Raw genomic sequence first — 21,619 nt, 5'->3', positions numbered from 1 at the left:
CGAGCGGGGACGACGAGGATGAGGGCAGGGGTGAACCGGGCGTGGTGACGTACGCGCAGGCGCAGGAGCTCGCCGAGGAGTGGATCAACGGCGGGGTGCCGCAGCCGCGGCAGCGCGAGGTACGGGTCCGGGAGTTCGACCTGGGCTTCGTCTGCTGGGCGGTGGCCCCCGGGGCCGGGACGGCGGGGCCGTCGGGGGCGGGGGACGGGTCGGCCGGCGAGGCGCGACTGGTGATCGCCCGGGACTCCGGCGCGACCACGCTCTGGCCCGCGCTGCCCGTCAACGAGGTGGTCCGGCAGTACGAGGAGGCGTACGGGCGGCCGGTCGCGGCCAACCCGGCGGGGGCGGCGAAGCCCGCGCCAGGGCCGGTCGAGGCGACGTCCTTCCTGCTCAGCCCGCCGCAGTGGCTGCAGGAGGCGGGGGCCGCGGCGATCGCGGCGGAGGCGGAGCGGCTGGGGGGCCAGGGGGCTCCGGCTGCCGTTGCTCCGGTGGCCGAGCCGCCCGCGCCGGTCGCTGCGGCGCCCGCCGTGCCGTCCGGTCCCGCTGGTTTCGCCGTCCCGCCGCAGGCCCCGGCCCCCGTGCCGGTGCCGCCGGCCGGGGCCGAGGCGGCCACCGTCCTGATGCCCGAGGGGCTGCGGACCACCGGCTCCGACGTGCCCGACGCGCCCGCGCCGGCCGGGGCCGAGGCCGCGACCGTGCTGATGCCGCCGGAGGGTGGCTACGGCATGCCGCCGGTCCCGCCGCCCGCCGCCCAGCCGCCCGCCGTCGTCCCGCCGCCCGTGCCCTCCGCCGTCCCGCCGCCCGCGGCCGTCGAGCCGGCGCCGACGCTGCTCGCGTCGCCGGACGCCGTGCCGGGGCTGATGGGCCTGCCGGGTGCGCCGTCCGGGCCGCCCGGCGGGGTGGAGCAGACGCCGACCGTCCTGGCACCGCCCGCCGCCGCCCCGCAGCCGGCCGCGCCGGTGGAGCACGCGCCGACCGTGCTCGCCGCGCCCGGCGGCCTGCCCGGCCTGGGCGGTCCGCCCGCTGCCCCGGCGCCCGGGGCTCCCGCGGCCCCGGCGCCGACTGCGCCGCCGCAGGCCGGGCTCGGCCGCAACCCGGGGTCGGCCCCGCCGCCGCCTCCTCCGGCCGCGCTGCGCGGTGGCGCGTCCGGTCCGGGCGCGCACGGCGTCGCGCTCGGCCGCAGTTCGGCCTCCGCCCCGCCGCCGCCCCCGCCCGCCGGGCTGCGGCACACCCCGGGGGCCGGCGTGCCCGCCGCGGGCCCCGGCGGCCGCGCGGCCGGTTCGACCCCGCCGCCCCCGCCTCCGGCGGGCCTGCGCGGGGCCGTCGCCCCGGCGCCCGCCCCGGTGCCGCCGGCCGCGCCCGCCTCCGGCGTGGCGTACGAGGCGACCCAGCTGGCCGAGGCGGTCGACCCGGCGCTGCTGGGCGCCGTGCCGGCCGACCCGGGCACCCCGCCGTCCGGCGGCCCCGCCGTCCCGTCGCCGCCCGGCGGTCCGTCGGCCCCCGCCGCGCCCGCGGCCGGGTACGGCTACCCGAACGCGGGCGGTGCGGCCCCGGCCGTCCCGCCGGCGCCGGTGCCCGGAGTGCCGCAGGGCGCCGCCGTCCCGCCGGGGGTGCCGGCGGTCGGCCCCGGCTACTTCGCCGCGCTGAGCTACCGGGGCCCGGACGGCTCCGAGCAGAAGCTGCTGCACCGCAGCGAGCCCGGCACCCCGCACCCCGAGTGGAAGATCCTCCAGGACCTGCGGCGGCTGAACGTACCGCCGGAGCAGGTGCTGGAGCTCTACACCGAGCTGGAGTCGTGCGACCTGCCGGGCGGCTACTGCAACCGCATGATCGCCGCGTCCTGGCCGAACGTCCGGCTCACCCACACCGCCGCCTACGGCCGCGACCACGCGTCCCGGCAGGCCGGCATGGCCGAGCTGCTCGACCACCTGGACGAGCTGCACCAGCTGGCCTCCGGGGCCCAGCGGGTCCGCCCGTCCCGGGTGCCGCTGCCCGTGCCGGGGACGGTCCAGCCGCTGCCGCCGCTCCCGCCGCAGCAGCTCGCCCAGGAGCTCGGGGCGGCCTTCGGCCAGAACGTGTTCCGCTACGAGCAGCGCGCGGTCTCGCGTCAGGGCGTGCCCGAGCCGGTGTCGCAGGCCCTGGTGTGGGCGGGGCTGCCGCGCGACTTCGGCCCGTTCTTCTGGGCGCAGGCGCAGGAGGGTCGGCCGATCCCGACGCTCGCCGAGCTGGCCGCCGAGCGCGGTCTGCCCGCGGCCCCGGATTTCGGCGGCTACCTGGTGCTCGGCAACGACTACGGCCGCCAGCTCTGTGTCCAGTACGGCACCGCGAACGTGGTCGCCGTGGACGTCGACGGAACCGGCCAGCCGCCCCGGTTCGTCAACACGGGTGTACCGGAGTTCGTCCGCGCGATGGCCCTGCTGGGCCGGATGTGGCGGCTGCGGTACGGGCTGACCCCGGACCAGGCCGGTCGCTGGACGACCGACTTCCAGGCGCAGCTCGCCGCGATCGACCCGGCGGCCCTGCAGACGGCGGACACGTGGTGGGCCGTGCTGCTGGAGCAGTTCTGGGACGGCCTGCTGTAGCGGGTCGTCGCGGATCCTCGCAGGTGGGGAGGGGTCGTTCCGGTGTTTGGAACGACCCCTCCGGCATGCCGTCCCGGCTGTGCCTCGTTGGGGTTTCGCCCGGATCTGCGCAAAATAGGTCAAGAGGATGGGTCTTTTCGTCCGGTCCTCGACGTATTCCGGTCCGCCAGGCGTCCGATTTCGGCCCTGGCCGCCGAACCGGTTCCGGATCCGTCCGTTCCGTCCGATCATGGGCTCCGCAGCCCGCGACATGAGGGGAAGAGCCCATGAGCGACGCCGTCCCCGAGTACGGCTTCACCTCTGCCCGGCGCGGTTACGCGCCCGAGCAGGTCGACCGAGCCCTCACCGCCCTCACCGCTCAGCGCGACGAGGCGTGGGAGCGGCTGAGCGTCCTCGGCGCCGGGCTCCGGCAGATGGAGGCCCGGCTGGCCGACATCCGCCGGGCCGCCGAGGACGCCCCGGAGCCCGACTACGAGGTGCTCAGTGAGCAGGCCGCCGGACTGGCGGTGATGGCCCAGAACGAGGCGCGCGCCGTCCGGGAGAAGGCCGAGCGCTTCTCGGAGGATCTCCGGGACGAGGTCTACGAGGCCGGCCAGGCCCTCGGCCACGCCGCCAAGGAGTACGCCGCCACCACCCGCTCCGAGGCCGACCAGGCCGCCCGGCGCACCGACGAGCGCACCCGCGCCGAGGCCGAGGGCATCCGGGCCGAGGCCGACCGGGAGAGCCGCAGCGCCCGGGACGCCGCCACCTCCTACGCCGCCAAGGTGCGGGTGGCCGCCGCCGAGGCCGGCGAGCAGGCCGAGGCCACGCTCGCCGAACTGCGCCGCAAGGCCGACGAGACCTTCGCCCAGGCCCAGACCAAGGCCGACGCCGAGGACGCCCAGGTCTCCGCGACCGCCGAGCGCCGGGTCAAGGAGGCCGAGCAGCACCGGGAGACCGTGCTCGGCCGGATCAAGCAGCTGGAGACCGACGCCCAGGCCAAGGCCGACCAGCTGATCGAGCAGGCCCGCCGGGAGGCCGAGCGGATCAACGCGGCGAGCGAACGCGAGCAGGGCGAGTTCGACGGCCGTCTGGAGACCGTGCAGAAGCACCTGGACCACATCAAGGCCACGCTGGCCTCGCTCACCGGCGCGGCGGTCGGCGCCATCGAGCCGGAGCGGCTGGCGGCGGCGGTCGCGGGGCCGGTCGCCGACGCGGCGCCGGTGGACGCGGCGCCGGTGGACTCGGAGGCGGACACCGGCGAGATCGAGGTGGCCGACCTGCGGAAGGCCGTCGCACCGGCGGCGCGGGAGAAGCCGGTGGCCGGGCCGCGGATGCCGGTGGTGGGCGGGGCCGTCGCCGGGGCCGCGAGCGGTTCCGGCGCGCCCGCCGGCAAGGCGCCCGCCGGGGCGGTGGCGACCGGTCCGGTCGCGCCGGCCGCGGCGCCGCCGAAGCCGGTCGGACCGCCCCGGTCGGCGGAGGCCGACAGGGACGGCGAAGGCGCCGAGAAGGAGCCGCAGGAGGAGACCCGGGTCATCCCGAAGATCGTCATCGTGGACGACGGTGCCGGCTACGCCACCCCGAACACGGTGAGCTACCGGCGCCGCTGACCGCCGCGCCGGCGCCTCCGCCGGCGGCTCGCCCGTGATCATCCCGGGTGGGCTTCGCGTCCTGGGCCCTGACCGCTCCCACCGGGCGGCCAGGGCCTGCGCGTTGCGGCCGACCAGCCGGCGCCGGCGGCCGGCCGGGACGGCGAACCGAAGAGGAGCGGTACGGCTTCACCGCCGACCAGGGGCACCAGGTGATGACGTACGGCGTCGGCCCGTCCCGCCGGTGGTCGCCGCGCCCGTGGCGGCGGCGGTGGGCCGCAACGCGGCCCGGCAGGGCGGCGGCCATGAGTGAGGCCGAGACCCGTGGCGCCCTCCAGGAAAGGGCGCCACGGTTCCCGGCGCTTGGGCGGGCGCCCCCACCCAGGGTCGCCCGGCCTCGCACCTCCGACCCCCATCGGGGGTGCGACAGTGCCGCCACAGCCATCCCCCACGGTTGGGTGCGGCGGGCACATTCACCATGGTGCGCGATCTCCATGGACAGGCAGTGACAGGAGTATGTCCAGTTCGTGGCAGATCGCGGAGCCGAATCTGACCAGGGGCCGGACGGTTCGTCCACCGGCCGGTCCGGTGTTCCGTCCAGTGGTTCGTCCGCGGTCCGGTCGCGGTCCGGTCCCGGGCTCCGCCCGGGGGCCGTTCGTCGCCCCGGACGGTGGTTCGTTCCCGCCCGGCCCCGCCGGGCCGTACACCGCGTGAGCGTCCGTGCCGCGGCGTAGGCTGGAGACCCCCGGCCGCTCGGCGTGCCGGGCCGTTCGCGTTGCCCCGGCAGGCCGCTGCCGCCCGGAGGCAGCACCAGCCACGGGACGAAGAAGAGACCCTGATGAGTCTGACCGGACTGCTCGATGTCGTCGCGCGGGACTCGGCCCTCGCCGAGGCCATCGAGGCGGCGACCGCCACCGGAGCCGCGGCCGGCGGCCGCCGCCACCTGGACCTGGTCGGACCGCCCGCCGCCCGGCCGTTCGCCATCGCCGCGCTCGCCCGCGCGCTGGCCGGCCAGGCCGCCGGCGAGCGGGGCCGTCCGGTGCTCGCCGTCACCGCGACCGGCCGGGAGGCCGAGGACCTCGCCGCCTCGCTGCGCTCGCTGCTGCCGCCGGACTCGGTCGCCGAGTACCCGGCCTGGGAGACCCTGCCGCACGAGCGGCTGTCGCCCCGCTCGGACACCGTCGGGCGCCGGCTGGCCGTGCTGCGCCGGATCGTGCACCCGCGGGCGGACGACCCGGCGGCCGGCCCGGTGCAGGTGGTCGTCGCGCCGGTCCGCTCGGTGCTCCAGCCGCAGGTCAAGGGGCTGGCCGAGCTGGAGCCGGTGGCCGTCCGGCGCGGCGAGTCGCACGACCTGGAGGAGGTCGCCCGACGGCTCTCCGCCGCCGCCTACGCGCGTGTCGAACTGGTCGAGAAGCGCGGCGAGTTCGCCGTCCGCGGCGGCATCCTGGACGTCTTCCCGCCGACCGAGGAGCACCCGCTGCGGGTGGAGTTCTGGGGCGACGACGTCGAGGAGATCCGCTACTTCAAGGTCGCCGACCAGCGCTCGCTGGAGATCGCCGAGCACGGCCTGTGGGCGCCGCCCTGCCGCGAGCTGCTGCTCACCGACGAGGTGCGGGCGCGGGCCGCCGAGCTGGCCGCCGAGCACCCCGGGCTGGCCGAGATCCTGGACAAGATCGCCGAGGGCATCGCGGTCGAGGGCATGGAGTCGCTGGCGCCCGTCCTGGTGGACGACATGGAACTGCTGATGGACGTGCTGCCGCTCGGCTCGGTCGCCGTGGTCTGCGACCCCGAGCGGGTCCGGACCCGGGCCGCCGACCTGGTGGCGACCAGCCAGGAGTTCCTGCACGCCTCCTGGGTGGCGGCCGCGGCCGGCGGGGACCGGCCGATCGACCTGGAGACCATCGACGTCTCCGCCGCCTCGCTGCGCTCGCTCGCCGAGGTGCGCGAGCACGCCGCCGAGATCGGCCTGCCCTGGTGGTCGGTCAGCCCGTTCGCGACCAGCGAGTCCACCGTGAACGAGGTCCTGGAGTTCGACGCCAACACGCTCACCCTCGGCATGCACGCCGTCGAGGCCTACCGGGGCGACACCGCCCGGGCGATCGCCGACGCCAAGGAGCGGCTGGCCGCCGACTGGCGCGTCGTGATGGTGACGGAGGGCCACGGGCCCGCCTCCCGGCTCGCCGAGGTGCTCGGCAACGAGGGCATCCCGGCCCGGCTGGTCGCCGACCTCGCCGAGGCGCCCACCCGGGACGTCGTCTACGTCTCCTGCGGCTCGATCGAGCACGGCTTCGTCGACGAGGCCCTGAAGCTGACGGTCATCACCGAGACCGACCTGTCCGGCCAGAAGTCCTCCACCAAGGACATGCGCCGGATGCCGTCCCGGCGCCGCAACGCGATCGACCCGTTGGCCCTGGCCGCCGGCGACTACGTCGTTCACGAGGCGCACGGCGTCGGCCGGTACGTCGAGATGGTGCAGCGCACCGTCCAGGGCGCCACCCGCGAGTACCTGGTGTTGGAGTACGCCCCGGCCAAGCGCGGCCACCCCGGCGACCGGCTGTTCGTGCCGACCGACCAGCTCGACCAGGTCACCAAGTACGTCGGCGGCGAGGCCCCGACGCTGCACCGGCTCGGCGGCGCGGACTGGGCGAAGACCAAGCAGCGGGCCAAGAAGGCGGTCAAGGAGATCGCCGCCGACCTGATCAAGCTGTACTCGGCGCGGATGGCCGCCCCCGGCCACACCTTCGGCCCGGACACCCCCTGGCAGCGCGAGCTGGAGGACGCCTTCCCGTACGCGGAGACGCCGGACCAGCTGACCACCATCGCCGAGGTCAAGTCCGACATGGAGAAGTCCGTCCCGATGGACCGGCTGATCTGCGGCGACGTCGGCTACGGCAAGACCGAGATCGCGGTGCGCGCCGCGTTCAAGGCGGTGCAGGACGGCAAGCAGGTGGCGGTGCTGGTGCCGACCACGCTGCTGGTGCAGCAGCACTTCTCCACCTTCGCCGAGCGGTACGCCAACTTCCCGGTGTCGGTGAAGGCGCTCTCCCGGTTCCAGAGCGACAGCGAGGCCAAGGCCGTGCTGGAGGGCCTGTTCGAGGGCTCGGTGGACGTCGTCATCGGCACCCACCGGCTGTTCTCCTCCGAGACCAGGTTCAAGGACCTCGGCCTGGTCATCGTCGACGAGGAGCAGCGCTTCGGCGTCGAGCACAAGGAGCAGCTGAAGAAGCTGCGCGCCAACGTCGACGTGCTCACCATGTCCGCGACGCCGATCCCGCGCACCCTGGAGATGGCCGTCACCGGCATCCGCGAGATGTCCACCATCACCACCCCGCCGGAGGAGCGGCACCCGGTGCTGACCTTCGTCGGCCCCTACGACGAGAAGCAGATCTCGGCCGCGATCCGGCGTGAACTCCTGCGCGAGGGCCAGGTGTTCTACATCCACAACCGGGTGGAGTCGATCGACAAGGCGGCCGCCCGGCTCAAGGACCTCGTCCCCGAGGCGCGGATCGCCACCGCGCACGGGCAGATGGGGGAGAACCAGCTGGAGAAGGTCGTCGTCGACTTCTGGGAGAAGGAGTTCGACGTCCTGGTGTCGACCACGATCGTGGAGTCCGGCATCGACATCTCCAACGCCAACACCCTGATCGTCGAGCGCGGGGACACCTTCGGCCTCTCCCAGCTGCACCAGCTGCGCGGGCGGGTCGGCCGGGGCCGCGAGCGCGGCTACGCGTACATGCTGTACCCGCCGGAGAAGCCGCTCACCGAGACCGCGCACGAGCGCTTGGCGACCATCGCCCAGCACACCGAGATGGGCGCCGGCATGTACGTGGCGATGAAGGACCTGGAGATCCGCGGCGCCGGCAACCTGCTCGGCGGCGAGCAGTCCGGGCACATCGCGGGCGTCGGCTTCGACCTCTACATGCGGATGGTCGGCGAGGCGGTGGCCGAGTTCCGCGAGTCGCTGGCGAACGGCGGCGAGCCGGAGGAGGAGCCGCTGGAGGTGAAGATCGAGCTGCCGGTCGACGCGCACGTGCCGCACGACTACGCGCCCGGCGAGCGGCTGCGGCTGCAGGCGTACCGCTCGATCGCGGCGGTCAACTCGGAGGCGGACATCCAGCAGGTCCGGGACGAGCTCGTCGACCGCTACGGCAAGCTGCCCGAGCCGGTGGAGAACCTGCTGCTGGTCGCGGCGCTGCGGCTGTACGCCCGGCGGTGCGGCATCGCGGACATCACCCTCCAGGGGGCCAACGTCCGGTTCGGGCCGGTGGAGCTGCGGGAGTCCCAGCAGCTGCGGCTGAACCGGCTCTACCCGCGCAGCCAGGTCAAGGCGGCCGCCCAGCAGCTGCTGGTGCCGCGGCCGAGCACCGGGCGGATCGGCGGCAAGCCGCTGGTCGGGCGGGAGCTGCTGGGCTGGTGCAGCGAGTTCCTGTCGGCGATGTTCGACGACCTGGCGGGGTCGAAGAAGTAGGACCCCGGCGGGAGGGGCGGGTCCCGTCGGGCCCGTCCCCGCCCCGGGCGGGCGGCGGGTAGGTTCGGGGTGTGACGACGAATGTTCCGGACGCGAAGCTGATCCTGCTGACGACCACCCACCGGGTGGCCCCCGGGTTGCTGGCGTGGCCGGCGTGGGAGGCGCTGCGGTCGGCGGGGCGGGTGCTGGCGGGGGACGCGGGGCATCCGCAGGTGGCGGCGGTGCGGCAGGCCGGGGTGGAGGTCGAGGTCGTGGCGGCGGGGTCGGCACCGGCGCTGGCGCGGCTGCTGACCGGGCAGCCGGGCGGGGCTGGGCCGACGGTGTGGCTGGGCAGCCCGGACGGGGATCCGGGGCTGACGGACGCGCTGGCGCGGCTGGCGGTGGAGCACGCCGGTGAGGTGCCGGAGATCGAGGTGCTGCCGGGGTCGTACGACCTGCCGGGGGCGCGGCTGCTGGACCTGGTGTCGGTGATGGACCGGCTGCGCTCGCCGGGCGGTTGCCCGTGGGACGCCGAGCAGACGCACGAGAGCCTGGTGAAGTACCTGGTCGAGGAGGCGTACGAGCTGGTCGAGGCGATCGAGGAGGGGGACCGGGAGACGCTGCGCGAGGAGTTGGGCGACGTGCTGCTCCAGGTGTTCTTCCACTCCCGGATCGCCGAGGAGCACCCGGCGGAGGCGTTCTCGATCGACGACGTGGCCGGTGACATCGTCGAGAAGCTGATGTACCGGCACCCGCACGTGTTCGGGGACGTCGAGGCGGAGGGCGCCGCCGAGGTGGAGGCGAACTGGGAGCAGCTGAAGGCGGCCGAGAAGGCGGACCGGGAGTCGGTGCTGGACGGCGTGCCGGCCGGGCTGCCGTCGCTGGCGTACGCGGCGAAGCTGGTGTCGCGGGTGCGCCGGGCGGGCTTCGCGGGCGTGCCGGACGAGCCGTACGCGCTGCCGGCGGAGCTGACGGCGCAGTCGGCGGGCCGGCTGCTGCTGGCGGTGGCGCAGCGGGCGCACGACGCCGGGGTGGACGTGGACGCGGCGCTGCGCTCGGCCGCGCGCGGTTACCGGGACGCGGTGCGCGCGGCCGAGGGCCTCGGGCCGGTCGGCGAGTAGCGGGCCCGGGCAGGGCCTCAGGCGGCCGTGGCGGTGTTCTCGATCGGCCGCCGCTGCCGGGGGACGACTTCGCCGATGGCCTCGCCGACGAGGGCGAGGAGTTCGGCGAGGCGTTCGAGGTCGAGGCGGGCGGGCAGTTCGGCGAGCGAGACGATCCGCTCGCCGTCGGGGCCGGCGACGCAGAACAGGTCGATGGGGCCGAGGTGCTTCTCGGCGGTGTCGACGAGGGCGGCGACGTCGCTGGGGCGGCGGATGTCGCCGCCGACGCCGACGACGGGGCAGCCCGGCCGGTCGAGTTCGGTGGCGAGGTCCTCGGCGACGCCCGCACGCTGGTCGGCGATCAGCACTCCGGCGGCGCCGGCGGCGGCGAACCGGCGGGCGAGCTCGGCTCCCGATCCGCCGTCGAGTACCGCGATGACGACGACTGCCCCGCTGACCCGCATGGTCTGCTCCTCCCTGTGGGCGACACCGCACCGGCGCCCACGATTTCTGCGGAGGATCGTAGGCAGGTCCTGACCCTCCGCAACAGGGATTACCCCTCAGGTGACCAGGGTCACGCCCGCCACCCGGCCAAGAGCTGTCCAAGAGCTGTCCACGGACCGTCCACGGGGCGTCCACGGAGCGTTGGCGGGCCGTCCGCCGGGTGTTGACGATCCGGCCCCGCCGGTCGCGTCCGCCGGAGGCGGTGCGGCCCCGACCCACCGGATACGGTCGACGCATGCCAGTGCAGCCCGATCCCGCCGCCCCGCAGCTCTTCACCTGGGAGTTCGCCACCGATCCGTACCCCGCCTACGCCTGGTTGCGCGAGCACGCCCCGGTGCACCGCACGACGCTGCCGAGCGGGGTGGAGGCCTGGCTGGTGACCCGCTACGCGGACGCTCGGCAGGCGCTGGCGGACGGCCGGCTGTCGAAGAACCCGGCGCACCACAGCGAGCAGGCGCACCGCACCGGGCGGGTGGGAATTCCGGGGGAACGCCAGGCGGACTTGATGACGCATCTGCTGAACATCGACCCGCCGGACCACACCCGGCTGCGCCGGCTGGTGTCGAAGGCGTTCACGCCGCGCCGGGTGGCGGAGTTCGAGCCGCGGGTGCAGCAGCTCACGGACCGGCTGATCGACGGCTTCGCGCAGCGCGGTTCGGCGGACCTGATCCACGAGTTCGCGTTCCCGCTCCCCATCTACGCGATCTGCGACCTGCTGGGCGTGCCGGCCGAGGACCAGGACGACTTCCGGGACTGGGCCGGGATGATGATCCGGCACGGCGGCGGCCAACGCGGCGGCGTGGGGCGGGCGGTGAAGCGGATGCGGGCGTACCTGCTGGAGCTGATCCACCGCAAGCGGGCGGATCCGGGTGATGACTTGATCTCGGGCCTGATCCGGGCGAGCGACCACGGCGAGCACCTGAACGAGAACGAGGCCGCCGCGATGGCGTTCATCCTCCTGTTCGCGGGGTTCGAGACGACCGTCAACCTGATCGGCAACGGCACGTACGCGCTGCTGCGCAACCCGGAGCAGCGCAGGCTGCTGCAGGAGTCGGTGGTGCGCGGCGAGACGGCGCTGCTGGAGACCGGGATCGAGGAACTCCTGCGCTACGACGGGCCGGTGGAGATGGCGACGTGGCGTTTCGCGACGCGGCCGCTGTCGATCGGCGGGGTGGACATCCCGGTGGGCGATCCGGTGCTGGTGGTGCTGGCCGCGGCGGATCGCGATCCGGCCAGGTTCGCGGACGAGAACACCCTGGACCTGGCCCGCACGGACAATCCGCACCTGGGTTTCGGCCACGGGATCCACTACTGCATCGGCGCCCCGCTGGCCCGCCTGGAGGGGCGGAGCGCACTGGCCACGCTGCTTTCCCGGCTGCCGGACCTGCGGCTCGCGGAAAACCCGGAGAACCTGCGCTGGAGGGGCGGCCTGATCATGCGTGGCCTGCGGGAACTCCCGGTCGAATTCACTCCGGAGACCTGCTCTCCGCACGCGCCGCCGGGCACGCCGACCGACGCCCCGACACGCTGACGGCATGTCTCCGGCGGCCCGTGGAGCCAGGCCTGAACCCGCATTAATCCGGACATACCGCCGCCGTTGGTAGGCGATTGACCACGCGCCGTAATTTGTGTGTGATATCGGTGATATGAGCTTGTTATTGGTCTGATGATCTGTCTACTCTCCCTGGAGTTCGCAGCTGCGGACCTCGTGCGCGGAACGCCGAATCCTGCCCGCCGCGTCACGGGAAACCGACCAGACCCTGGGCAGGGGCGGGGGAACCAGGTTTGTTGCCGTTCCCCGACGGCTTGGGGTGAAGCCGCCCGAGCGGAATCGTTTCCGCTTTCGGCGGCCGGGCCACCTCCCGGTCCGAACCCGACAGCTCACCTCGCAGGCGTGCGGAGAGGGACCTCTTCATGCTGTTCGTTGGAACCGGCCGCCACCGCCGTCGCACCCAGACCGAGAAGGCCATCGCCGTCGCCGGTGTGGCCGGCGTCGGACTCGCGATGCCGCTCCTCACCGCCACCGGCGCCTCCGCCGCCCCGGCCTCCACCTGGGACGCCGTCGCCCAGTGCGAGAGCGGCGGCAACTGGAGCATCAACACCGGCAACGGCTTCTCCGGCGGCCTGCAGTTCACGCCCAGCACCTGGAAGGCGTACGGCGGCACCTCCTACGCCCCGCAGGCCAACCAGGCCAGCAAGGCGCAGCAGATCTCGGTCGCCGAGAAGGTGCTGGCCTCGCAGGGCCCGGGCGCCTGGCCGGTCTGCTCCCAGAAGGCCGGCCTGAGCAAGGGCGGCGCCCCGGCCTCCGTGGACACCTCCACGGACGCCAAGCCCGCCAAGCAGTCCGCCGCCAAGCCGACCCAGCAGGCGCAGGCCCCGAAGCCCGCCCAGCAGCCGGTCAAGCAGGCCGCCCCGAAGCCGGCCGCCCAGCAGCCCGTCCAGCAGGCCCCGCAGCAGACGCAGCCGCAGACCCAGGGCTTCTCCGGCAAGGCCGGCTGGGACGCCGACGCGAAGGTGTACTGGTACCAGAACAACGGCGCCTGGTACTGGACCAGCCACCAGAGCGTCTACCAGCAGTACGCGGGCCAGCCCGCCGCCCAGCCGCAGTACGCGCCCCGCGCCGCGCAGCCCGCGCAGTCCGCCCCGGCCGCGCAGCCCGCCGCCGCGCAGGGCGGTCACGACTACACCGTCCGGGCCGGCGACACGCTGTCGACGATCGCCGCCGCCCAGGGCGTGTCCGGCGGCTGGCAGTCGGTGTACGACGGCAACCGCGGCACCGTCGGCGGCAACCCCAACCTGATCATGCCCGGCCAGGTGCTGCACCTCGGCTGAGCGGCCCGGGCCCTGAACGGCCCGCGCCCTGCGGGCGAAGGGGGACGGGACCTGTCCCCCTTCGCCCGCATTCCCCCGTATTCGCCCGCTTCGATCGGGCAAGCAGGTGAACTACCGGTGGGTAGCCGGGCCACACGCTGAGACGGGACCGAGGCCAGCGCGGCCCCGGGGGCCGGGGCGGTTAGGCTCTGGTCGTAACGACTCCGCAATCGTCCCGCCGGCAGCACCCAACGTCAGCCGGACCCTGCTTCCGCAAGGAGATGCCTCGTGCCGTCCATCGATGTCGTCGTAGCCCGTGAGATCCTCGACTCGCGTGGCAACCCCACGGTCGAGGTCGAGGTCGGCCTCGACGACGGCAGCACCGGCCGTGCCGCTGTCCCGTCGGGTGCCTCCACCGGCGCCTTCGAGGCGCTCGAGCTGCGCGACGGTGACAAGAACCGCTACTTCGGCAAGGGCGTGGAGAAGGCCGTCCTGGCCGTCATCGAGCAGATCGGCCCGGAGCTGGTCGGCTACGACGCCACCGAGCAGCGCCTGATCGACCAGGCCATGCTCGACCTGGACGCCACCCCGGACAAGTCCTCGCTCGGCGCCAACGCGATCCTGGGCGTCTCGCTGGCCGTGGCGCACGCCGCCTCCGAGGCCAGCGACCTGCCGCTGTTCCGCTACCTGGGCGGCCCGAACGCGCACGTGCTGCCCGTTCCGATGATGAACATCCTCAACGGCGGTTCGCACGCGGACTCCAACGTCGACATCCAGGAGTTCATGATCGCCCCGATCGGCGCGGAGTCCTTCTCCGAGGCCGTCCGCTGGGGCGTCGAGGTCTACCACACCCTCAAGGGCGTGCTGAAGGAGCGCGGCCTGTCCACCGGCCTCGGCGACGAGGGCGGCTTCGCGCCGAACCTGGACAGCAACCGCGAGGCCCTGGACCTCATCACCGAGGCCATCCAGAAGGCCGGCTACGTGCCCGGCCGTGACATCGCGCTCGCCCTGGACGTCGCCGCGTCCGAGTTCTACGAGGACGGCGCCTACCAGTTCGAGGGCAAGGCCATCTCCGCCGCCGAGCTCATCGAGTACTACGCCGAGCTGGTCGACGCCTACCCGCTGGTCTCCATCGAGGACCCGCTGGACGAGTCGGACTGGGACGGCTGGAAGGCCATGACCGTCAAGCTGGGCGACAAGGTCCAGCTGGTCGGCGACGACCTGTTCGTCACCAACCCGGCCCGCCTGGCCAGGGGCATCGAGACCGGCACCGCCAACGCGCTGCTGGTGAAGGTGAACCAGATCGGCTCGCTGACCGAGACCCTGGACGCCGTCGAGCTGGCCCAGCGCAACGGCTACCGCTGCATGATGTCGCACCGCTCCGGCGAGACCGAGGACGTCACCATCGCCGACCTGGCCGTCGCCACCAACTGCGGCCAGATCAAGACCGGTGCCCCGGCCCGCTCCGAGCGCGTCGCCAAGTACAACCAGCTGCTGCGCATCGAGGAGATCCTCGACGACGCCGCCGAGTACGCCGGCCGCGGCGCCTTCCCGCGCTTCCGCTCTGCGGAATAGCCAGCACAGCCGCTCCGCGGAGTAGCAAGCACGGCCGCTCCGAGGAGCAGCAGGCTCAGCCGCTCCGCGGAGCAGCAGGCTCAGCCGCTCCTCGGAGCGGCGAGCACGGTCGCTCCGCCGACCGGTGAGCACGCCTGACCGGTGCCCCGCCGTTCACCCCGTAGGGTGGACGGCGGGGCACCGTCGCGACCAGGAGGGGAACGGGAGATGGCAGGCTGGAGGATCCCGGGCTTGGCGGCCCGGCCTCGCTTCACGAGCCGGGCGACCGTCCTCGTCCTGGTGCTCTGCTCGCTGGTGGCGATCCTCGCCTACCCGACGCGGCAGTTCATCTCCCAGCGCGCCGAGATCTCCGCCCAGCAGGCGAAGGCCGACCGCTCCCGCCAGCAGGTCGAGCAGCTGCGCCGGGAGAAGGCCCGCTGGCAGGACCCCGAGTACGTCAAGGCGCAGGCCCGTGTCCGGCTGCACTACGCGATGCCGGGGGAGACCCCGTACATCGCGGTGGATCCGGCCGGTCCGGCCGCCGCCCGGCCCTCGGCGTCCGCCGGCGGTTCCGCCACCGCCGCCGGCCCGGCCGCCTCCGACGGCGCGCCAGGCGGCTCGGCGCGGGCCGCCAAGCCCTGGTACGCCAGCATCTGGGACTCGGTCGACGCCGCCGACACCACCGACGCCGCCGCCCCGGCCCCCGCCTCCCCCCGTCCGCTCCCACCGTCCCCCGCTGGAGACACCTCCCCCCATGACCACTGAGAACCACCCCGCCGTCTCCGACGCCGACGTCGCCGCCATCGCCGCCCAGCTCGGCAGGGTGCCGCGCGGCCTTCGCGGCGTGGCGCACCGCTGCCCCTGCGGCAACCCGGACGTCGTGGAGACGGCCCCCCGACTGCCGGACGGCACGCCGTTCCCGACGCTGTACTACCTGACCTGCCCCAAGGCCGCCTCGCTGATCGGCACCCTGGAGGCGGACGGCGTGATGAAGGAGCAGACCGCCAGGCTCGCCGAGGACCCGGAGCTGGCCGCCGCCTACCAGAAGGCGCACGAGGACTACATCGCCCGGCGCGATGCCATCGAGGTGCTGGAGGGCTTCCCGAGCGCCGGCGGCATGCCGGACCGGGTGAAGTGCCTGCACGTGCTGGTCGGCCACTCGCTGGCGGCCGGCGAGGGCGTCAACCCGCTCGGCGACGAGGCGATCGGCCTGCTGGAGGACTGGTGGGCCAAGGGCCCCTGCGTCTCCCCGGCCGAGGTCGAGGCCGCCGGTGAGCGGGTCGCCCGCAACCGGGCCAAGGACCAGGACCACCAGGCCGTGATCGAGGCCAAGCAGCAGAAGGCCGCCGAGCGCGCCGCGAAGAAGCGGGCCGCCGAGGAGTCCGACGCCGGGGAGTCCGCGTGAGCATGACCCGGGTGGCCGCGATCGACTGCGGCACCAACTCGATCCGGCTGCTGGTCGCCGACCTGGACCCGGCCACCGGGGAGATCACCGACCTCGACCGCCGAATGATCATCAATCGGCTGGGCCAGGGCGTGGACCAGACCGGCCGGCTGCACCCGGACGCGCTGGCCCGCACCTTCGCGGCCTGCCGCGAGTACCGGGAGGTCATCGCCGGGTTCGGGGTCGGCCCGGAGCGCACCCGCTTCGTCGCCACCAGCGCCTCACGGGACGCCGAGAACAGCGACGAGTACGTCGAGGGCGTGCGCGCGATCCTGGGCGTCGAGCCCGAGGTGGTGAGCGGCGAGGAGGAGGCGCACCTGTCCTTCGTGGGCGCCACCAAGGAGCTGACCGGCGGCCAGTTCCCGGCGCCGTACCTGGTGTTCGACCTCGGCGGAGGCTCGACCGAGTTCGTGCTGGGCGGTGCGGACGTGCAGGCGGCGCGCTCGGTGGACATCGGCTGCGTCCGGCTCACCGAGCGGCACTTCGGCGGCGCCGAGCTGCCCTCGCCGGAGCAGATCGAGACGGCCCGGGCGCACGTGCGGGCCGAGCTGGACAAGGCCGAGGAGGTCGTCCCGCTGCGCGGCGCGGCCACCCTGGTGGGCCTGGCCGGGACGGTCACCACGGTGTCCGCGATCGCCCAGGACCTGCCGGCCTACGATTCGGCGGCGATCCACCACTCGCGGATCGGCCGGGAGCGGGTCGCCGGGATCGCCCGCGAGCTGCTGGGTGCCACCCACGCCGAGCGCGCGGCCATCCCGTCGATGCACCCGGGCCGGGTGGACGTGATCGCGGCCGGCGCGCTGGAGCTGCTGGAGATCATGGAGCGGACGGGCGCGGCCGAGGTGGTCGTGAGCGAGCACGACATCCTGGACGGCATCGCCTGGAGTATGGCCTCCTGACCTCCTGCGAGCCTTACCCGACCGGCCCCGGCACCCCTTTCGGGGGTCCGGGGCCGGGGCGCGCCCGGACCGGTGCGGGAAAGTTCGTGAATTTCTTCACATGGCGATCCAGTCATTCGTCGCAGCTGCTCGCCCGCTACGTCCGAAATGTGGGACCGAAGGTCTGCTCGCCGTGACGACCCCTGGATCGCAGGTCAAGCCTCGGTTGAGGTTTGAAAATCGAAATCACGAGCGGGAACCCGGGCACCGTACGGATCGTTGCTGCTCAGCAGGGTGGTATTCCGGCGTGCGCTCACGAGGGGGCGCCCGAGGCCGCGAGTCGGCGCGCCGGGCCCGGATTTGCGGCCGCGCAGTGTAGCACGGGGTGTCCAGAAGCTTGTGACCGGGCTCACGAAGGCTGCTCCGGACGGTGCTGGATACTTTCGGATATGAGCACCACGGAGCGTCCTCGCATCCTCATTGTCGGCGGTGGTTACGTCGGCCTGTATGCCGCGATGCGCATCCTCAAGAAGATGCGTTACGGCGAAGCGACCGTCACGGTCGTGGACCCGCGGTCGTACATGACGTACCTGCCCTTCCTCCCCGAGGCGGCCGGCGGCAACGTCGCGCCCCGCAACCTCGTCGCGCCGCTGCGCAGCGCCCTCAAGAAGGCGGAGGTGCTCACCGGTGCGGTCACCGGTGTGGACCACGCCCGCAAGGTCGCCACCATCCAGCCCGCGGCCGGCGACAGCTACGAGCTGCCCTTCGAGTACCTGGTCGTCGCGACCGGCTCGGTCTCCCGCACCTTCCCGATCCCGGGTCTGGCGGAGCACGGCATCGGCATGAAGACGGTGGAGGAGGCCATCAGCCTCCGCAACCACGTCATGGCCCAGCTCGACAAGGCCGAGTCCACCGCCGACGAGGAGGTCCGCCGCAAGGCCCTGACCTTCGTCGTCATCGGCGGCGGCTTCGCCGGTGTCGAGACGATCGCCGAGGTCGAGGACATGGCGCGCGACGCCGCCAAGATCTACAAGACCGTCAGCCGTGACGACATGCGCTTCGTCCTGGTGGAGGCGGCCAACCGCATCCTCCCGGAGATGGGCCCGGACCTCGGTCTGTGGACCAAGGAGAAGCTCGAGGAGCGGAAGATCGAGGTCTACATCGAGACCTCGATGGACTCCTGCGTCGACCAGCACGTGGTGCTGAAGAACGGCCTGGAGATGGACGCCTCCACCATCGTGTGGACGGCCGGCGTGAAGCCGAACCCGGTGCTGGCCAACTTCGGCCTGCCGCTGGGCCCGCGCGGCCACGTCGACACCGCGCCGACCCTCCAGGTCCAGGGCTTCGACTACGTCTGGTCCGCCGGCGACAACGCCCAGGTCCCGGACCTCGCCTCCGGCGAGGGCGCCTGGTGCCCGCCGAACGCGCAGCACGCCGTGCGCCAGGCCGCCGTCCTCGGTGACAACGTCATCTCGGGCATGCGGGGCTTCCCGCAGAAGAACTACGAGCACAAGAACCTCGGTGCGGTCGCCGGCCTGGGCCTTCACAAGGGCGTCGCGATCCTCTTCGGCAAGGTCAAGCTGAAGGGCCGTCTGGCCTGGTGGTTCCACCGCGCGTACCACGGCGCCATGGTCCCGACCATGAACCGCAAGGTCCGGGTCTTCACCGACTGGACGCTGGCCATGTTCCTGAAGCGCGAGATGGTCGGCCTCTCCCAGATGGAGCAGCCGCGCCTGCCGATCCAGGAGGTCACGGCGCCCACGAAGCCCGTGGAGGCCGCCAAGCCGGCCGCCGAGAAGGAACTCGCCAGCAAGTAAGCGACTGAGACCCCGGTGTGGGAGCACCGGGGTATGAGTCGGAGGCCCTCCGCCCGGCAGTGTCGCCGGACCACGACCTCCGTGGTGCTCAGCCGGCCGTGCGACCGGGCGGAGTACAGAAGTAGAAGGGCCCCTGCCGAAACCCTCCGGCAGGGGCCCTTTCTCGTCGTCCGCCCGCTGGGCGGGCCCGTGAGGGGCGGTCAGTCGGTCTTGATGCTCGCCAGGATGTCCAGCTTGGACGCCCGGCGGGCGGGCCAGATCGCGGCCACCAGGCCGACCACCCCGGCCAGGGCCAGGAACAGCGCCAGCTGGCCGAAGGGCAGGACGGTGGTCAGGCCGCTCAGGCTGGACTTCAGGGTGCCGTTGATCGCCCAGGCGATGAAGCAGCCGAGCAGCAGGCCGATGCCGGCGCCGAACAGCGAGATCACCACGGACTCCAGGCGGACCATCCGCTTGATGCCCCGGCGGTCCAGGCCGATCGCCCGCAGCATCCCGATCTCGCGCTTGCGCTCGAAGACCGACATCGCCAGCGTGTTGATCACGCCCAGGATCGCGACCAGCACGGACATCGCCAGCAGGCCGTACATCAGGTTCAGCGCGAAGGTGATGGTCTGGCTGAAGTCGTCGCGGACGTCCTGCTTGGACTTGACGTCGATCACCGGGTTGGCGCCGGTGGCGTCCTTGAGGGACTGCTTGAGCGCGGCGGTGGCGCCGTCCTTGCCCTTGACCAGGACGTCGGTGATGTAGGGCTTCGGCTCGTGCTTGGCGACCTCGCTGTTGGCCAGCAGGACCGGGCCGAGCATGCCGCCCTTCTCGTACACGCCGCCGACGGTGAGCTGACCGGTGGACTGGTCCGGGTAGGAGACCGCCACCGTCGAGCCTGCGGTGAGGTGGAGCTTCGTGGCGAGGTCCTGGTCCACCAGGACCTCGCCCTGGCCGAGCGCGGCGGTGGCGCCGCTGGTCAGCTTGACCTCGGCGAGCTGGTCGAAGGAGCCGGCGTCCATGCCGGTGATCGTCACGCCGCTGCCGTCGAACTTCCAGTCGGCGGTCGTCACCGCGGAGGAGGCGGACACCCCGGGGGCCTTGGCGATCTGCCCGGGCACCTGCTCGGACAGGCTCATGTGGTTGGCGCCCGAGACCATGTAGTCGGACTTCATCGAGCTGGTGACGGCCTTGTCGATCGCGCCGCCGACCGAGGCACCGATCACGGTGAGGCCGCTGACCAGGGTCAGGCCGATGGTGAGCGCGGCGGCGGTGGACGCGGTGCGGCGCGGGTTGCGGACCGCGTTCTGCTGGGCGAGCTTGCCCGGAGTGCCGCCGAGCCCGCGTAGCAGCGGGCCGATCAGTGCGACCACCGGGCGGGAGAGCAGCGGCAGCAGGACGAACACGCCGATCAGGGCGAGCAGGGCGCCGAGGCCGACCGGCAGGCGGCCGCTGTCGTTGCCGGTGGAGGCGCCGAAGCCGATCAGCGCGAGGCCGCCGGCGGTGAGTGCCGAGCCGATCGCGTTGCGGACCAGCAGGCTCTTCTGGCTGGTCGGCTGGTCGCCGCTGCTCATCGCCGCCACCGGGGCGATCCGGGCGGCGCGCACGGCCGGCAGCAGGGCGGACAGCACCGTCACCAGGACGCCGACGGCCAGGGTCACCGCGATGGTGAGCGGCTTGATGACCAGCGTGCCGTGCGGCATGTTCTCGTTCAGCCGGCCCATCAGGGACTGCATGCCGGCGCCGATCCCGATGCCGGCGAGCAGCCCGGCCAGCGCCGCGACGGTGCCGATCGCCAGGGCCTCGACCAGCACCGAGCGGGTGACCTGCTTGCGGCTGGCGCCGATCGCCCGCAGCAGCGCGAGTTCCTTGGTGCGCTGGGCGACCAGCATGGTGAAGGTGTTGGCGATGATGAAGATGCCGACGAAGAGCGAGATCCCGGCGAAGACCAGCAGCATGGTGCGCATGCTGTCGGTGGCCTTGGTGATCATCTCCTGCTCGTCGGCCTTGAGCTTGGCGCCCGTCTCGACGTCGAAGTGCCGGTCGGACGGCACCTTGGGCTGGACCTGGGCGAGCAGCGCGTCCTCGCTGGTGCCGGGCTTGGCGGTGAGCACGATGCTGCTGAAGTGGCCGGGCTCCAGCAGCAGCTGCTGGGCGGTGGCGCGGTCGAACAGGGTGAGGGTGCCGCCGCTGTTCACCACCGGGTCGTCGGTGGTGAAGACGCCGGTGAGCTTCGCCTCGATCACCGGGCCGTTGATGGCGATCCGGACGGTGTCGCCGATCCTGTAGCCGGCCTTGTCGGCGGTCTTGCGGTCGAGGGCGATCTCCTTGCCGTTCTTCGGGCCCTGGCCCTCGGCCATCGGGTAGCGCGGGTCCTTGCCGTCCGCGGCCGGGGCGAAGTTGGCGCCCTTGGCGGCCCAGAACTGGCCGATCAGGTTGCCGCTCCGGTCGGCGACCCCGGTGAAGCCGCTGACCACGCCGCGGGCGTTGGCGGTGCCCGGCAGGGCGGCCAGCTGCTGGACGGTGGCGTCGGTGAGCGAGGCGTTGCCGCTCTCGCCCTTCGGCTTGGCGCTGGTGCGGGAGCCGGCCGAGTAGTCCACGACCTGGACCGAGACGTCCGAGTAGCTCTTGGAGTTGTTGTCCCGCATGGCCTTGCCGAAGGTGTCGGAGAAGACCATGGTGCCGGCGACGAAGGCGGTGCCGAGCATGACGGCCAGCGCCGTCATGAGGAGTCGGCCCTTGTGGGCCAGCACGTTGCGCAGTGCGGTGCGGTACATGGGGTGTCCTGGGTTTCGCGTAGGGGCGGCGGCTGGGCTGGCGGGCCCTGGCTGGTGGTGGCTCTAGCTGGTGCGGCCCTTGGCGTCGAAGCGGCGCATGCGGTCCAGGACGGTGTCGGCGGTGGGGTGGTGGAGTTCGTCGACGATGCGGCCGT

General features: G+C 73.4%; 12 protein-coding genes, 2 pseudogenes and 1 riboswitch. Of the genes and pseudogenes, 11 read left to right on the top strand and 3 right to left on the bottom strand.

Annotated features, from left to right (window positions below; genetic code table 11):
- Positions 1-41: 41 nt before the first annotated feature.
- The 4 genes from ACIOGZ_RS32645 to ACIOGZ_RS32630 all read left to right on the top strand — a co-directional run bounded on the left by ACIOGZ_RS32645 (position 42) and on the right by ACIOGZ_RS32630 (position 9,718).
- Entirely contained in the window at positions 42-2,582 is a 2,541-nt protein-coding gene (locus tag ACIOGZ_RS32645; RefSeq protein WP_400988677.1) for an SUKH-4 family immunity protein, read from the top strand.
- Positions 2,583-2,848: 266 nt separating this feature from the next.
- Positions 2,849-4,171 (top strand): hypothetical protein, encoded by a 1,323-nt coding sequence (locus ACIOGZ_RS32640; protein WP_400988676.1) that lies wholly within the window; start codon positions 2,849-2,851, stop codon positions 4,169-4,171.
- A gap of 817 nt (positions 4,172-4,988) precedes the next feature.
- Positions 4,989-8,618 carry a transcription-repair coupling factor gene (gene mfd / locus ACIOGZ_RS32635; RefSeq protein WP_400988674.1) on the top strand — a complete coding sequence of 1,210 codons (3,630 nt, stop codon included), beginning with the start codon at positions 4,989-4,991 and terminating at the stop codon, positions 8,616-8,618.
- Between the two features lie 71 nt (positions 8,619-8,689).
- A complete protein-coding gene (locus ACIOGZ_RS32630) occupies positions 8,690-9,718 on the top strand; it encodes a MazG family protein (RefSeq protein ID WP_363619235.1) in 1,029 nt (342 codons plus the stop codon).
- 17 nt (positions 9,719-9,735) lie between these two features.
- Here ACIOGZ_RS32630 and ACIOGZ_RS32625 read toward each other — a convergent pair whose 3' ends face one another.
- Entirely contained in the window at positions 9,736-10,161 is a 426-nt protein-coding gene (locus ACIOGZ_RS32625; protein ID WP_363588377.1) for an SDR family NAD(P)-dependent oxidoreductase, read from the bottom strand.
- Between the two features lie 275 nt (positions 10,162-10,436).
- On the opposite strand from ACIOGZ_RS32625, the gene ACIOGZ_RS32620 reads away from it, so the two are divergent.
- The 7 genes and pseudogenes from ACIOGZ_RS32620 to ACIOGZ_RS32590 all read left to right on the top strand — a co-directional run bounded on the left by ACIOGZ_RS32620 (position 10,437) and on the right by ACIOGZ_RS32590 (position 18,705).
- Positions 10,437-11,732: a cytochrome P450 gene (locus tag ACIOGZ_RS32620; protein ID WP_400988672.1), complete on the top strand. Its 1,296-nt coding sequence runs from the start codon at positions 10,437-10,439 to the stop codon at positions 11,730-11,732.
- 210 nt (positions 11,733-11,942) lie between these two features.
- Positions 11,943-12,110: riboswitch (cyclic di-AMP (ydaO/yuaA leader) on the top strand.
- A 5-nt stretch (positions 12,111-12,115) separates the two neighbouring features.
- Entirely contained in the window at positions 12,116-13,033 is a 918-nt protein-coding gene (locus ACIOGZ_RS32615; RefSeq protein ID WP_363588373.1) for a transglycosylase family protein, read from the top strand.
- Between the two features lie 267 nt (positions 13,034-13,300).
- Positions 13,301-14,587 (top strand): phosphopyruvate hydratase, encoded by a 1,287-nt coding sequence (eno, locus tag ACIOGZ_RS32610; protein ID WP_363588371.1) that lies wholly within the window; start codon positions 13,301-13,303, stop codon positions 14,585-14,587.
- 231 nt (positions 14,588-14,818) lie between these two features.
- The gene (locus ACIOGZ_RS32605) at positions 14,819-15,331 is read left to right on the top strand and encodes a septum formation initiator family protein (protein ID WP_363588400.1); all 513 of its coding nucleotides are present in this window, start codon (positions 14,819-14,821) and stop codon (positions 15,329-15,331) included.
- Positions 15,303-15,842: pseudogene (locus ACIOGZ_RS32600) on the top strand (DUF501 domain-containing protein); the annotation flags it as partial. The gene ACIOGZ_RS32605 and the pseudogene ACIOGZ_RS32600, both read left to right, overlap by 29 nt.
- Before the next feature lie 131 nt (positions 15,843-15,973).
- Positions 15,974-16,909: a Ppx/GppA phosphatase family protein gene (locus ACIOGZ_RS32595; RefSeq protein ID WP_063348031.1), complete on the top strand. Its 936-nt coding sequence runs from the start codon at positions 15,974-15,976 to the stop codon at positions 16,907-16,909.
- Between the two features lie 428 nt (positions 16,910-17,337).
- Positions 17,338-18,705 carry an NAD(P)/FAD-dependent oxidoreductase gene (locus tag ACIOGZ_RS32590; protein WP_063348030.1) on the top strand — a complete coding sequence of 456 codons (1,368 nt, stop codon included), beginning with the start codon at positions 17,338-17,340 and terminating at the stop codon, positions 18,703-18,705.
- 200 nt (positions 18,706-18,905) lie between these two features.
- Here ACIOGZ_RS32590 and ACIOGZ_RS32585 read toward each other — a convergent pair whose 3' ends face one another.
- Together ACIOGZ_RS32585 and ACIOGZ_RS32580 are read right to left on the bottom strand one after the other, a co-directional pair.
- Positions 18,906-21,464 (bottom strand): ABC transporter permease, encoded by a 2,559-nt coding sequence (locus tag ACIOGZ_RS32585; RefSeq protein ID WP_400988670.1) that lies wholly within the window; start codon positions 21,462-21,464, stop codon positions 18,906-18,908.
- A gap of 63 nt (positions 21,465-21,527) precedes the next feature.
- Positions 21,528-21,619, bottom strand: a pseudogene (locus ACIOGZ_RS32580) (ABC transporter ATP-binding protein); the annotation flags it as partial.

This window comes from Kitasatospora sp. NPDC088160, assembly GCF_044741445.1.
Taxonomy (GTDB): domain Bacteria; phylum Actinomycetota; class Actinomycetes; order Streptomycetales; family Streptomycetaceae; genus Kitasatospora.
Note: the sequence above shows the minus strand (reverse complement) of the source record. Positions and strands in the feature narration are given on the sequence as shown.